Source organism: Ruegeria sp. K7 (assembly GCF_056531785.1).
Genome location: NZ_JBQFMJ010000003.1, coordinates 169,862 through 183,431, shown reverse-complemented (window position 1 = coordinate 183,431; position 13,570 = coordinate 169,862). Strand labels below are relative to the sequence as shown.

Sequence of the window (13,570 nt, the reverse complement as noted above, 5' to 3'; positions counted from 1 at the left end):
GAGATGAGCCGCTCGACCGAGCGGCTTTTTTCTTTTTTAGGACTGCACGAACTTTCCCGACTGATCCGGTAAAAAGGCCTCGATGGCGGCGGTTGCAACAACGTGCCGGGTGCCGGCGTCGCTGTCTTCGATATCCAGTCCGCCCTTGACGGCGCGCACCTGCGCCCGCCCCCGGGGCAGATCGGCGGCGACCAGATCGCAATCCACCAGATCTGGGTTCTGAACGCCGATTGTCACCTGGACCCGCATTTCCGAGTGATCGATACCCAGCTTCGAAAACAGCGTGATCGAAGAATGATGCAACGCGTCCTGAACCGCCCGGCGCGCAGCCTTTGTGTAATCCTGACCGTACAGGTCATTTCCGGTTCCCATTTCCAGAATGATGCGTTTTTCGGTCATTGCGCAGGCTCCATATCGAAGGAAACGATGACGGCCGCGTTGGCGATGACCGTGCAGCCATCGGAATTCGGTTTGTCGATGTCCAGACCGCCATGTATCACCGTGATATTGGGCTGCCCGTAAGGGAACAGGTCTTTCAGAATCTGGGTGTCGACTTTGTCCGGCTGCTGCACACCGATTTGCGCATCGATGATCATTGCTTGCCTTGGGAAATCAAACAGCTCGGCCATATTGACGGAGTTGTGCCACAATGCATCCTTGATGGCCCGCACCGCAGCCTCGGTATAGTCCTTGCGCCGCAAAGACGTCCCCATGCCGAATTCAACCAGAACCCGAGTTTTTGCCATATTTGACGACCCTCCTGTCAGACTTTTGGCCAGGGCACCCTGAAAACCGGATGCGCTAACGCATTGAAATACGCCCTTTCAGGTAAGGACAAGTGATGCAGGTGTTGTGCAATGGCCCTTTGGTGACAGTTGCGGGGCTTGGGTCAAATATCCAGTCGTGCGATGTCGGGCAGTCCAGGAAGCGCTGACAATATCGCAGCCCCTCCTGACCAGATGGCCAAAAAAAACGCCCCGCGGAAACGGGGCGTCTTCTGCCGAAATTCACAGGGTCAGATGGATTCGTCGATCCAGCTTTGCAGCGCCGCCTTCGGTGCCGCACCAGCGCGGTTGGATACCACCTGACCGTCCTTGAAAATGAACAGGGCCGGAATACCGCGCACGCCCATGGCGGCGGCAGCGTTCGGGTTGCTGTCCACGTCAACTTTGGCAATTTTTACCTTGCCGCCATATTCTGCAGCCAGTTCTTCCAGGGCCGGACCGATCTGCTTGCAGGGTCCGCACCATTCTGCCCAGAAATCCACTACAACGGGGATATCCGAATTCTTGACTTCGGCGTCAAAGGTCTCGTCAGTAACGGCAACGGTCGACATATTCTGTCTCCTGAATGGGGTAAACTCGGGCTGAGAACGTAGGGGCCGATGCAGGTAACGTCAAGATACGCGGGAGCGGGTCAGAGCATCTGTCACAAGATCGTGTGTCAGCCACATGAGCCGCGCGGTTCGGGTCCAAAGGATCGCGGTGCGGATGGTGCGCCCGGGATAAATCTGCGACAGCGCGCAGGCATAGGCGCCCATTTGGCGCAACAGGCCTTCGGGGCATTGCTCTGCAGTGTCAGGGACAGTGAAATTCGATTTGAAATCAATCGCCTGAACTTCGGTTTCCGTCACGATCAGGCGGTCAATGACACCGTGCATCCGTTGGCCGTTCAATGCGCCCGAGATCGGAACTTCGGCCAAAGTATCTGGCGCAAACACCAAGGATAGCTGGTCGCAGGTCAGCACGCGCGTTGCCTCTGCCATCAGCTCCAGCCTCTTCGCTTCGTGCATATCAGGCAGTAGGCGGGCGCAAAGCTGAGCCCAGCGTTCCTGAGAAACGGATGGAAGGTGTTCGAGCAGCAGATGCAATTGCGTTCCGCGCAGCTTGGCGGCGTCTTCGTCCAGACCTGCATCACCGGGTAAAGCCTTGGCACCGCCCAGATCAGAAGGGCTTATTGTCTCCGCTGTTTTGGGTGCTTCCCCGGCGGGCTGCAGAAACATCTGCGGCAAGTCCGTCGTGCTTGCCACGTACTGCTCCTGTTCCGTCAGAGCCAGTCCGTCCCAGTCGCCATGCGCCAACCTGAGTGTGTCTGTTTCCGGCAGCCGGGTGGCGCCTGCCTGTTCCAATGCGCCCTTGACCATCTGATACCAACTGCCGTCAGTCGGCCCCACATCGCCGGCCGCAGCCACTATCAGCCACTTTTCGGCCCGTGTCAGAGCCACATATAGCAATCTCAGCCGTTCGTTTTCTTCCCGTTCCCGCGCCGTGTTTCGCGCCTGCGAGATCAGCACAGGCGAGGCGTCCGAGGGGACTTTCCACAAGGGCAAATCATCCGCAACCATGATCTCGGCATCGCGTGGCGGCTGTCGCTTGGCGGTGTCCGGCAGGATCACGATTGGGGCTTCCAGCCCTTTTGAGCCATGAACGGTCATAACGCGGATCATGTTGCCCACACCGCTCATCTGGCGCTTGATTTCCAGATCGTCGGTCTGCATCCAGACCAGAAATCCGGTCAGGCTGGGAATGTCCGTCCGCTCATAGGCCAGCGCCTGCGACAAAAGCGCGTTGATACCGTCCTCGGCTTCGGCCCCCAGACGGCCCAACAGTTTGCGCCGTCCGTCATGACGCGTAAGGATACGCTCGATCAGGTCATAGGGGCGCAGAAAGTCGATCTGAGCCCGAAGATCGTTCAAAACGGCACAGGTTTCGGGAAACTCATCTGCCCGCCTGCGAAGCGCTGCCCACAGAAACTCCTCGGACCTGCGGTGCGCCAGATCAAAAAGCTGCTGTTCCGACCATCCAAACAACGGGGATTTCAGAACCGTGGCCAGTGACAGGCTGTCTTCGGGCGTGGCCAAAAAACTCAGCAACGCGGCAAGGTCCCTGACCGCCAGTTCCGCCCCGACCTTCAGCCGATCTGCTCCGGCGATGGGCAAGCCCTGTGCCTTGCAGGCGCGGATAATTTCGGCAAACAGGTCCGAGCGGCGCTGCACCAGGATCAGGAAATCGCCCGGTTCAATCCGTCGACGTACAAAGCTGCCTGGGTCTTCGCCATCTTCCGGAATGGTTTCACCACTTTCGATCATGCCCTTGATCGAATGTGCCACCTGTTCCGCCAGAATGACTGTGTGATGGCGTGCGCCGGGCCGGTCGACCGGATCGGTCCAGTCGCCGTCCTCTTCATCCTCGACCTTTTCCACGACCGGCCACAGATCGACGCGACCGGGAAGATCTGTCTTGAAGGCGCGGTGCAGCGAGTCCTTGTGAAACCCTGCATCTGTCTTGTTTTCAAACAGGATATCGACCAGCGTCAGAATGGCGCTGGAGGACCGGAACGAGAATTCAAGTGTGGAATCCCACAGTTTAGAGCCTGATTCCTGGAGTTTTCGCCCAAATTCTGCCTGCATCCGGTCAAAGGCCTGCGGGTCGGCGCCCTGAAAGGAATAGATCGACTGTTTCTTGTCACCGACTACAAAAATCGTACGTTCGACCCCGGACCGGGCCCCTTCCCCGCTGGTGAATTCCTGTGCCAGTTTTTCAACCACATCCCATTGATCCGGGCTTGTGTCCTGTGCCTCGTCCACAAGGATATGGTCGATGCCGCCATCCAATCGATACAACACCCATTCCGCCACGGCAGGATCGTTCAGCACTTGGCGCGCGCGCAGGATCAGGTCATCAAAGTCCAGCCAGCCGCGCAATTGCTTGCGTCTTTCGTACTCCGGCAGAAACGCGGCTGCGAAACGATGCAGAACCCGCGATTTCTGCGCCGCCGTCAATGCCAGCCGCTTTTCCCGCGCGGCTTCGACACGCAGCATCAGCGCCTTAAGCTGTGGCGTCCGGTCCGCAAGGGCGCCCTCGCGCAGGGCCTTGGTCGGGAAGCTGTTGGTTTTGGCGGTAAAGGGCTCTTTTGCGCCTTTTCCCGTCAGCAAAACGGATTCCAGTAGCGGCAGATGCCCAATCCGCGCCTCGGTGAATCCTGTAAGCTTGGCCGCCGCCTTGGCATTGTTGCCGCCACTTTCGATCAACGCAGGCAGTAGTGACTGGATCAGCTCGACCTCACCGCCCAGAAAGACGCTGCGCGACAGGGCGTCGTCGTCGAAACCAGGCGGCAGGTCAAAGCGTTTCAGCAGCGCGTCCCAATTCAGAGGATGAGAAAACAGGTTCCTCTTTTGCGTGATGGCGGCCGTCAACTTGTCGAAACCAGTATCCGTGACAAACCGGGCAATGTCTTCGACCAACCCGGATTGTGGACCTTCTGCGAAGTCCTCGATGATTTCTTCCCGCAAAAGGGCGGCTGCGCGGTCTTCCATTTCGGCAAACTGGGGGCTGACGCCAGCCTCAAGCGGGAAGCGCCGCAGAAGCGATGCGCAGAATGAGTGGATCGTCTGTATCTTCAACCCGCCAGGTGTTTCGATGGCACGTGCGAACAGGGTTCTGGCCTGCGCCAGCCGCCCGGGGTCAATGATGCCCGGAACCCCCAGTTCGGTCAGTTGCGCCAACAACTGCGAATCGCCCAACATCGCCCATTCGCCAAGGCGTTTGAACAACCGGTTCTGCATCTCGCTGGCGGCGGCCTTGGTGTAGGTCAGGCACAGGATATGCTGCGGCTGCACGCCGCCTAGCAGCAACCGCGCCACCCGGTCGGTCAAAACCCGCGTCTTGCCGGACCCCGCGTTGGCCGCAAGCCAGGTCGAGGCATCGGGTCGCGCGGCCTGCACCTGCCGTTCGGTTGCATCGTTGCGGGCTTTCATGTCAGGTCCTCGGGCACCGTTTCGTCAGTGCGATCCCATTCCCCGAACCGCGCCAGATGATCATAGTCGCCAATATCAGTGTCCTTGTGCAGCATCCGGCGCGACGAGAAGCCCTGATCAGGCTCTAAATAAGCTGAAATGAGCTCTTTCAGCTCGGCCAGAACCTTGTCGGCAGGTTCCTTGGCCAGCGGCGCGGGCACCTCTTTGTAGGTGCCGCCCATACCGATGAACGCCGCCTCGGCCACTGGCAAGGGGTCGAATCCTTCGATGCCGCCCTGCTCGGCCATTGCGGCCTCGATGAGAAGCTGTTTGTCGAATTTGGCCTGTTGGCTTTCGGTCGGCGGCACACCGGTTTTGTAGTCGATGATGCGCAGGGCGCCGCGGCTGTTGCGATCAATCCTGTCGGCGCGCCCGGCGATCGTGAAGTCCAGCGGTGCAAGAACCAGCTTCATTGCCGTTTCGAAGGCCACTGGTCCGCCATCGCTTCGCCGCCCGGTTTCGGCAAGCAGGAATGCGTCGGCGATCCTTTCCAGACGCGCCAGCCAAAGTTTCCGCGCAGTCGGCCACGCGACGTGCCGGTCCAGCAACGCCGCTGCGCGTTTGAGGAAATTCTCGCGCGTCAGCAAGGCGGAATCCAGAACACTGTCTTCGATGAAATTCTCCAGGATTTCGTGAATGACAATGCCGCGCAACAACGCGTCCGGAGCCTGTACGAGTGGATCCAGCGGCCTCAGCCGCAGCACGTGTTTGGCGTATATGGCATAAGGATCGCGGATCAGCCGCTTGATTTCGGTGACGCTAAAACGGCGCGGACGTGCGGCAACCGGGGGGCGTGGCGAGGGGCGATGCGCAGAAGCGATATCGGGCGCGTGTTCCAGCGCTTCGCTCCAACGCAGATAGCTTTGGCCGCGCGCCCGCATTTCGGACAGGGCATCGGGCCCACCCTGATCCGGCAGGCCCTGCAACAGGTTGGTCAGGCGGTTCAGCCAGCGCGACGGGACGGTTTCCGCGTCATCCGACCGGGTTGCCCGGGTCAGCCACACTTCGGGCGCGCCGACGGCCTGCTGGAAATCATGGGCTGACAGTCCAATGCGACGCTCGGGCAGCAGCAGATCGGCCTGACTACGCATTTGCCGGTTTAACCACGGATCAGGGGCGGCGGCCTCGGGCCAGCTGCCTTCGTTCAACCCGCCAAGGATCAGCAGGTCAGCGCCTTGCACGCGTGCCTCCAGGGTGCCCCAGATCATGATATGAGGGTGCGGCGCGTCCCGGTCGCGCACCTCTTCCGTTGCCAGCAACGCGCCCAGAAGATCGGCGAAATCATGGGCGTTCATCTGGCCGCCATATGGGGCCTCGTTCTCCAGCGCGGTCAAAACGGACAAGGCCTTTTGGCCAGCGTTCTTGTCCCATAATGTGCCTGGGTCGCCCTTACTGCCCGCAGAAATCGCTTCGGCAAGTGCGCGCAGGTTTTCCACCCATTCCGCCAACGGACGCTCACCTGCAACCACCTGATCGCAGAAATGAGTGGTGACCCAGCGCACCCAGTCGTCCGAAACATCCTTGCGGATCGCAAATACACTCAGGCTGGTACTGTCGGGGAACGGCGGGCCGTACCGCCGCAGATCCAGTTCCAGATCGCGGGTATGAAGCAAATGCGCCCCTCGCTCGGCGCCATCATGACACAGCGGGTGTTTGAGCAGGGTCAGGAGGGCCTCACCTTCAAGTCGTCGGACGAACAATCCGGCAACGTGGCGCAGAAAACGGCCGGGCGGCGACAGTTGCAGGGGCAGGCCGGCGCTGTCATCCGGCAGGATGTTCCAGCGGTCCAGCGCGGCACTGACCTGACGGGTCAGCATTCTGTCAGGTGTGATCAGGGCGGCGGTCTGGCCGGTTTCCGCCGCCTCGCGCAACCGCAGCGCGATGGCCAATGCTTCGCCCCGGGGGGATGCGGCCTCGACAAGGGTCAAATCCTGTGTTGCACCGGCCAGATCGGTCAGTCGCGGGCCCTCTGTCATCCACGCGTCGGTGATGGGTGCCGGGCGTAATGCCAGTGAAATCAGCTTGTTGCGCGCGGGTGAGGGTGGCTGGTCGGCGGTCCAACTGGTGATTTGGCCGGGTGTCAAACCCAGCAGGGTCATCAGCTTTCGAAACCGAAACTGGGGGTGATCTTCCGAGGTCAGCGCCTCATCCAGTCCTTCCCAGACTTCATTCGGTTGATCGAAATCGAAGCCCGGAAGGATCAGCGCGCCTTGTGGCAGCCTTGCGACGGCTTCCATCAGCATCAGGGTCGTGCCACGCGATCCGGTTGACCCGGCAAGAATGATGGGGTGTTCGGGCTGGTCGTTCCGCCAGCGGTCAATCAGGTTATTGACGACGCGCCGTTGCCGTGCCTGCGCGTCCAGGGCGTCTTCGCCGGTGTTGATGAATCGATCGGCGATGCCAAAGAATTGCTGTGCGCGGGCCCAATGGCCGGACATGTCGCTGACATCCAGTTGCCGGATGGCGTCGGGCGAAACGCCTTCACCCTGCATTTCGTCGATCAGGCTGGCCAGACTGTCCGCCAGATCGAAGATGGAAGACCTTGCCGCCAGATCGGGTTGTTGGTCCAGCAGTTTCGCCACCAGCTGGGTCAGTTCCAGCCGCCGACGCAGCGCTGGAATGGCCGGAGGCACCTGCGCCAGATCAACCGATTCCCCCAGATCTGTCACCAGCGAGATTCTTGGCAACAGGCAGGGCGGTCCCTGATCGAACAAGTCCCTCACGCGGCGGGCCATGCGGCGGGTATTCACCACCAGTTGCACCCGCGCCAGCGCTTCGGGCGGAAGATCCGCACTGCGCGCCCTTAACCCCTGCACCAGCACTTTTGGAAAGTCTGCCCCGGGCGGAACCGCAAAAACACGGGGCAGGATGCCGGGTTCAAACATTGTCCAGCAACCCTTCGGCCATTGCGATGCCTTCGGGGCGGCCAACGTCGCACCAGCGACCAGGGTAGGTCAGGGCGAACAGACGATCCTGCTGTTGCATCTGATCCCACAACAGGTTCAGCGAAAAGGCCGGTTGCTGAAACCCGTGCAAACCGTCCGTTCGAAGGATCTGAGCACCCCCATATACCAGCCCTCCGCCGCGCGTGATGCGTCCTGTTTCGTCTGCCGCAAAATCGCCCGATCCAGAATGTCCGATTGTCTGCGCGATCGGGATACACATCAATAGCGCGTCCATCCGGTCAGGGTCCCATGCTGCGCGCAGCAATGTCAGCGGGTTCGGCCCCGACCAGATTGCATCAGTGTTCAGAGTAAAGACCGGATCAGACCCTAACAAAGGCAAAGCCGCCCGCAATCCGCCACCGGTTTCCAGTATTTCTGGCGATTCCAGCGACAATAATACCCCCCGAGGAGCCAGGTGCGCCGCGAGCTGATTCGCATGATAGTGCAGATTGGCAACGACACGCTGAGGGCCAAGATCGTTAACCAGATCCAGTGCGTGATCGATCAGCGGTTTGCCGGCAACTTCGATCAGCGGTTTGGGCCGGTCTTTGGTCAATGCCCCCATACGGGTACCAAACCCGGCGGCGAACAGCATGACAGCTTCGGGCGGTCGGGTCATTGCGGTCTTAGCCTGGCCAGGTTTTCGGGTGTCGGCGCGGGCAGGGATTCGCGCACCAGATCAGCCACTGATACCAGCGCCGGGTGCTCGAGGTCCCGCATCAGATGCGACCACGTGGCCGGGATCAGATCGACATAGTGCGGTTTGCCATATTCGGTCGCCAGACGCGCGAACCCGCCCAGAATGCGCAGGTTCCGCTGTGCCCCCAGAACGCTGTACGCGGTGCGGAAATCGTGATCATCCATTCCGGTTGCGGCGATGTACCGGTTGACCATGCGCATTTCGGTACCCGGCGAGACTGAACGGCGCACATCCTGCAACAGCGACATCAGATCATAGGCGGGATGGCCCAGCATGGCGGTCTGGAAATCCAGCAAACCCACTTTGTGCAAACCGTCCCGATCGGGCATCCAGATCAGGTTTTCTGCATGATAATCCCGCAACACAACAACTTTCGCGCCCGAAGTTTCGCGGTGCAGGATATCCTGGAACCGGCGTTCAAACAGGTCGCGCGCGTCTTCGTCATGCGAACCCAGAATGCCTTGTGCATATTTGGTAAAGGACAACGCGGCCAGCTCGGTCATCAGCGAAGGCCCGTACGACGGCAAAGACAGTGTCGGCGCGTTGTGAAGATGGATCAGAACGTCGGTTGCGGCCTCGTACAAGGCAAGTTCCTGTTTGGGGTTCTTTTCCAGAACACGGGCGAACAGATCGTCGCCCAGATCCTCGAGCAGCAGAAACCCGAACTCCATGTCTTCGGCATAGATTTCGGGTGCGTTCAGACCGTTTGACCTCAGATATTCCGCGACGCGCACGAATTGCGCGACATCCTCGGCCTTGTCCGGCGGGGCGTCCATGAATACGGCCGTGCGCCCGGTATCCGGGTCTGTCAGGCGCTCATAACGGCGATTTGACGCATCACCTGCCAATGCTGCGCGTGAGGCGTTGGCCCAGGGTGTTTGCTCAATCAGCGCTTTGGCCAGCACTGCGCGGTTGGTCATGCGGCGGTCTCCAGTTTGGGTGCCCATTTCGGGTCGGACCAGGACAGGGTCAGGTGTCTTGTGTCGGGTAAATCAGGGTCGGTGCGAAATTTCAACGCAAGGGCCGCGTAAGGCATAAGCGGACCCAGTTTCTCGGGCCATTCGATCAGGCAGATTGCAGTGTCGAATGCCTCGGTCAGGCCCAGCTCCTCGATCTCTTCAACGGCACTTAACCGATACAGATCGCAATGCCAGATTTCTCCGGCCGGGGTGTCATAGGCCTGAACCAGCGTGAAAGTCGGCGAGGGTACGTCTTCGGGTACATCCATCAAGGACTGGATCAGACTGCGGGCAAAATGAGTCTTGCCGCCGCCAATCTCACCTTCCAGCAACAGGGTGTCGCCCGGCGCCAAGCCGGTTGCGACCCGGGTTGCGAAATCCGCAGTTTCTTCCGGCGAATTCAAGGTGATCGAGAGTGGGGTTCGTGTCATGGCGCCACAATGGACCTGCGCCCGTTCGGCTGCAACCCGGTTCAGGCGCTGATCTGTTGTCGCACCATAGGCTTGCTGACGGTTTTCCCGTCCGCAAAGCGCACGATGGTTGCGCCATTCTGCATCGGACTGACGGTGCAAAGGATGTGCGTTCCGTCGCGCATGAACAGCTCGCCGGACCATTCGGCCCGATTGTCTCGCATTTCAACAAAATCACGGATCTCGCCCAGCAAGGGCGTTGCAGCACAGCGTTGTTGCCATCTCCGTGTGACCTCAAGAACCGATTCCGGTTCGAACCCGGTCTGGCCTGTGTCCTGCCACAACACGCGATAGGCATCATTCGTGCAGGCCAGCGTCCCGTCATCGGCAAACACCGCAATTGCATCTGCAAGCTTGTCCAGGATCGATTGCATCAGGTCCATTTCCGAACGGAACCTTCGGGTCAACGTGATTTCCGCGGTGATATCCTCGAACAGAAACGCAACCGCCCCGTCAGGATGAGGTCGCCCGCTGACCGAATAGACGGACCCGGAGGGCAGAGACCATGTTTCCTGATAATTCCCGTCCTCGGCGGCTTCCAGAAGGTCATTCATCTGGCGGCGCCAGCTGCGGTAATTCTTGGGTTCGGGCATCATGTGTTGATCGCGCAGGCGGTCAAAGAAACTTGACAGGCTGGGGCGGCAACTCAGGAAATCCGGGGGCAGGGTGGTCAGGTCGATCAGGGCCGGATTGAACAGGGCCAGTTGCCGGTTGCGGTCGAAGATGACCAGACCGATGGACAGCTGGGCAAAGGTCTTGGTCATCGTCTGTACGAATTTGCGCTGCGTGTTTTCGGCGGCGACAATGGCGTTTATGTCAACGGCATAGCACAGCCGCCCTTCGGCGTGATCGACCAGCGTCAGATCGAACCAAAGCTTGCTGTCACTTTCTTTGACGTCTGCAGAAACCCGGATCCTCGTATTCAGGCGCGTATCGTCGGCCAGCGTTTGAAACAGAGGGTCTGTCAAATCGGCATCCTGTCCGCGCACTTTTCGGACCAGTGAAACATAGGCTGCGTTGCACCACCGGACACTGGCCTGCTGATCCAGCAGCCAAACCGGATAGGGGGCCTGGTCCATGGCAAGTCGGATCGGGTCATTGGCGTCGCGTCTTACATGGGTGGCGGCATTGCACTGTTCCCGCAACTGAACCCGCACAACGCCGTCGATCCATTCACACACCACCTCGCGCCCGACCGTGCAATCGATCGCCGGGACCACCAGCGTCCCGGCGCTTCGGACGCAATCCGGCGTTTCGGGAAAGCTTGGGAAATCCCGATGCAGCAACCGGCGCAGATCGCCCCACTCGGCGACTTTGTCGAACCCTGTCAAAGCGATGTCCGAGTGGCTGATCAGGCGACTTTCGTCAAACAGGAAGACGGTGTCGAACAAAGACGAAGGCGAAGCCAGTCCGAAACTGGCATCGTATTGCGCCTTGCGGGGCAACAGCCACTGCACTGCGAAACAGGATGAAACCAGACTGATTGCGACAAGGATGATCCAGTCGGCCATATGATCTCCGACACCAGTAAAGTTGGGCCGGACTATGGTCTTGATTGGTTAACGGTTTCTTAACTCACACCTCGATCGGCTGGTTGAGCCCGGACGGTACCGGCGTATCCCCGGTCTGCGCGTCAATCAGGTTGCGCGGCCACGATACTTTGACGATGGCACCCCGCCGTTCGGGATTGTCGGTCAGCGACTGGTAGGGGTCGGAACCGTTGGCAAATTCCAGCTCCGCACCGCTGCGCTCAAGCAGGGTTTTCGCGATGAACAGACCCAGGCCCATCCCTTCGTATTCCGGGCGGGTCCGCTGATCGGTTTCGGTCCTGCGCCGCCGCATGAACGGATCACCGATGCGTCCGATCATCTGCGAGGGGTATCCGCGCCCGTCATCCATGATGTTGACGGTAATCCTGTCTTCGGTCCACTCGGCTTCGACCCAGACATTGGCGCGGGCGAAATCCACGGCGTTCTGAATCAGGTTGCGCAATCCGTGGATGATCTCGGGTTTGCGCAGGATCGAGGGCTGCTGGACATCGCCGCCCTGCGCCGGACCTTCGGCAAAATGCACTTGTTTGCCCCGGTTGATATGCGGCTCTGCCGCTTCAAAAGTGACGGTTGAAAGCGGCGCTTGGCGCAGATGCAGGTCGTCTTTGCCTGCCCGACCCATATTGCGCAGAATATCGCGGCACCGGTTGGCCTGTTCGCGGATCAGGGCCGCGTCTTCTTTGAGATCAGGCCTGTCGTCCAGCTCTTCAAAAAGCTCGGAACTGGTCAGTTTGATTGTGGCAAGCGGCGTACCCAGCTCATGTGCCGCGGCAGCCACGACACCCCCCAGATCCGTCAGTTTTTGTTCACGCGCCAGGGCCATATGCGTGGCCGAAAGCGCCTCGGACATGGACTGCACCTCGGAACTGACCCGGTGCGAATACGCGCCAAGAAAAACGATGGCGATCACGATCGCCGCCCAGTTGCCGAACAGCAGGATATCGGGGATTCGCAATTCGAGCCCCAGATTGGTGCGCAAGGGCAGGTGAAACTCGGCCAGCAGCGTGGTCAGGACGATTGCCACGGCCCCGACAATCAGGGTGGAACGGGTACTCATAACGCTGGCCGAGATCGTCACCGGGCCGACCAGCAGCAAGGCGAACGGATTGTTCAGCCCGCCGGTCAGGTACAACAGGAAGGCCAGCTGCAGCAGATCGAACAACACCATCAGAAAGTTCTCAAACTCCGACAGGCGTTTGCTGCGGGGAAACAGAAGAATTGCGGTCAGGTTGCCCATGACCGAAACGCCTATGGCCAGGTAGCACAAACCGGCCTCGAGCTGCACATGATAGGTTTGCTGCGCCACGGTGATTGCCGTGATCTGCCCGACGATGGCGACCCAGCGCAACAGGATCAGGGTGCGCAACCGGATCCAGCTGCTGCGTTCCTGACCATGCCAAAATGTGATGTTGGAATCTGCCATGGGTCAATTATGTCCTATTGCACCGGTTCCTCATGTTGATAGGTGTCCCGACCGAAACGATCAACAACCCCTCTGGTATCAGGATAACGTCATGATCCGCCTTTACGCCATTCTCGCTACCGTCATTCTTGCCGTTGGATTGGGCGCCGTCTGGCTGCTGGTGCAGGGTTCAGCGTCGGACGACAAGTTTGCCCAATGCCGGTCCAGCCAGATCGCCGGTGGCGCAGCAGCCATTGGCGGGCCGTTTGAACTGGTGAACGCGCATGGCGATACTGTCACCGACAAGGATGTGATCACCGAACCGACACTGGTCTATTTCGGTTATACGTTCTGCCCCGATGTCTGCCCCTTTGACATGTCGCGCAATGCCGAAGCGATCGACATCTTGGCCGAGCGCGGGCAGTCTGTGACACCCCTGTTCATCTCGATCGACCCGGATCGCGACACGCCCGAAGTGGTCGGGGACTATGCCTTTAACCTGCATGAACGGATGATCGCGCTGACCGGCTCGCCCGAACAGGTCAAGGCCGCCAGCAAGGCCTACAAGACCTATTACAAGGCGCAGGACAAAAGTGACGAGTATTATCTGGTCGACCACTCGACCTTCACCTATCTGGTCACGCCCGAGGACGGGTTCCTTGAGTTTTTCAAACGTGACGACACTGCGGAGCAGATTGCTGACAAGGTCGGCTGCTTTCTGGATCAGACGTGATCGGTTTGACCTTTGT

At 59.7% G+C, this 13,570-nt stretch carries 11 protein-coding genes; 1 reads left to right on the top strand and 10 read right to left on the bottom strand.

Annotated elements, in window-relative coordinates; genetic code table 11:
* Positions 1-36: 36 nt before the first annotated feature.
* From ACR0FE_RS07870 to regB, 10 genes are all read right to left on the bottom strand, one after another.
* Positions 37-399, bottom strand: coding sequence for a Lin0512 family protein (locus ACR0FE_RS07870; protein WP_170807107.1), 363 nt, complete (start codon positions 397-399; stop codon positions 37-39).
* On the bottom strand, positions 396-746 hold the full coding sequence (locus tag ACR0FE_RS07865) for a Lin0512 family protein (RefSeq protein WP_480912209.1): 351 nt from the start codon (positions 744-746) through the stop codon (positions 396-398). The genes ACR0FE_RS07870 and ACR0FE_RS07865 overlap by 4 nt, the downstream gene beginning before the upstream one ends.
* Positions 747-1,015: 269 nt before the next feature.
* Positions 1,016-1,336: a thioredoxin gene (gene trxA / locus ACR0FE_RS07860; RefSeq protein WP_170612799.1), complete on the bottom strand. Its 321-nt coding sequence runs from the start codon at positions 1,334-1,336 to the stop codon at positions 1,016-1,018.
* Positions 1,337-1,396: 60 nt separating this feature from the next.
* Positions 1,397-4,756, bottom strand: coding sequence for a double-strand break repair helicase AddA (gene addA / locus ACR0FE_RS07855; RefSeq protein ID WP_480912206.1), 3,360 nt, complete (start codon positions 4,754-4,756; stop codon positions 1,397-1,399).
* Positions 4,753-7,680 (bottom strand): double-strand break repair protein AddB, encoded by a 2,928-nt coding sequence (addB, locus tag ACR0FE_RS07850; protein WP_480912203.1) that lies wholly within the window; start codon positions 7,678-7,680, stop codon positions 4,753-4,755. Before addB ends, addA begins: the two co-directional genes overlap by 4 nt.
* The gene (locus tag ACR0FE_RS07845) at positions 7,673-8,359 is read right to left on the bottom strand and encodes a nucleotidyltransferase family protein (RefSeq protein ID WP_480912201.1); all 687 of its coding nucleotides are present in this window, start codon (positions 8,357-8,359) and stop codon (positions 7,673-7,675) included. The genes addB and ACR0FE_RS07845 overlap by 8 nt, the downstream gene beginning before the upstream one ends.
* Positions 8,356-9,360: an aminoglycoside phosphotransferase family protein gene (locus ACR0FE_RS07840; protein WP_480912198.1), complete on the bottom strand. Its 1,005-nt coding sequence runs from the start codon at positions 9,358-9,360 to the stop codon at positions 8,356-8,358. Before ACR0FE_RS07840 ends, ACR0FE_RS07845 begins: the two co-directional genes overlap by 4 nt.
* A complete protein-coding gene (gene tsaE, locus ACR0FE_RS07835; protein WP_480912196.1) occupies positions 9,357-9,830 on the bottom strand; it encodes a tRNA (adenosine(37)-N6)-threonylcarbamoyltransferase complex ATPase subunit type 1 TsaE in 474 nt (157 codons plus the stop codon). Before tsaE ends, ACR0FE_RS07840 begins: the two co-directional genes overlap by 4 nt.
* 41 nt (positions 9,831-9,871) lie before the next feature.
* Complete coding sequence (locus ACR0FE_RS07830) at positions 9,872-11,380, bottom strand: PAS-domain containing protein (protein ID WP_480912194.1); 1,509 nt, start codon at positions 11,378-11,380, stop codon at positions 9,872-9,874.
* 64 nt (positions 11,381-11,444) lie between these two features.
* Positions 11,445-12,842, bottom strand: coding sequence for a sensor histidine kinase RegB (gene regB / locus ACR0FE_RS07825; RefSeq protein ID WP_170612813.1), 1,398 nt, complete (start codon positions 12,840-12,842; stop codon positions 11,445-11,447).
* 91 nt (positions 12,843-12,933) lie between these two features.
* On the opposite strand from regB, the gene ACR0FE_RS07820 reads away from it, so the two are divergent.
* A complete protein-coding gene (locus tag ACR0FE_RS07820) occupies positions 12,934-13,554 on the top strand; it encodes an SCO family protein (RefSeq protein WP_480491025.1) in 621 nt (206 codons plus the stop codon).
* The last annotated feature ends 16 nt before the right edge of the window (positions 13,555-13,570 follow it).

What these genes read in the sequence shown, in the direction of transcription:
- ACR0FE_RS07870 (WP_170807107.1), bottom strand. Translation starts at nt 399, where the DNA reads ATGACCGAAAAACGCATCATTCTGGAAATGGGAACCGGAAATGACCTG.
- ACR0FE_RS07865 (WP_480912209.1), bottom strand. Translation starts at nt 746, where the DNA reads ATGGCAAAAACTCGGGTTCTGGTTGAATTCGGCATGGGGACGTCTTTG.
- trxA (WP_170612799.1), bottom strand. Translation starts at nt 1,336, where the DNA reads ATGTCGACCGTTGCCGTTACTGACGAGACCTTTGACGCCGAAGTCAAG.
- addA (WP_480912206.1), bottom strand. Translation starts at nt 4,756, where the DNA reads ATGAAAGCCCGCAACGATGCAACCGAACGGCAGGTGCAGGCCGCGCGA.
- addB (WP_480912203.1), bottom strand. Translation starts at nt 7,680, where the DNA reads ATGTTTGAACCCGGCATCCTGCCCCGTGTTTTTGCGGTTCCGCCCGGG.
- ACR0FE_RS07845 (WP_480912201.1), bottom strand. Translation starts at nt 8,359, where the DNA reads ATGACCCGACCGCCCGAAGCTGTCATGCTGTTCGCCGCCGGGTTTGGT.
- ACR0FE_RS07840 (WP_480912198.1), bottom strand. Translation starts at nt 9,360, where the DNA reads ATGACCAACCGCGCAGTGCTGGCCAAAGCGCTGATTGAGCAAACACCC.
- tsaE (WP_480912196.1), bottom strand. Translation starts at nt 9,830, where the DNA reads ATGACACGAACCCCACTCTCGATCACCTTGAATTCGCCGGAAGAAACT.
- ACR0FE_RS07830 (WP_480912194.1), bottom strand. Translation starts at nt 11,380, where the DNA reads ATGGCCGACTGGATCATCCTTGTCGCAATCAGTCTGGTTTCATCCTGT.
- regB (WP_170612813.1), bottom strand. Translation starts at nt 12,842, where the DNA reads ATGGCAGATTCCAACATCACATTTTGGCATGGTCAGGAACGCAGCAGC.
- ACR0FE_RS07820 (WP_480491025.1), top strand. Translation starts at nt 12,934, where the DNA reads ATGATCCGCCTTTACGCCATTCTCGCTACCGTCATTCTTGCCGTTGGA.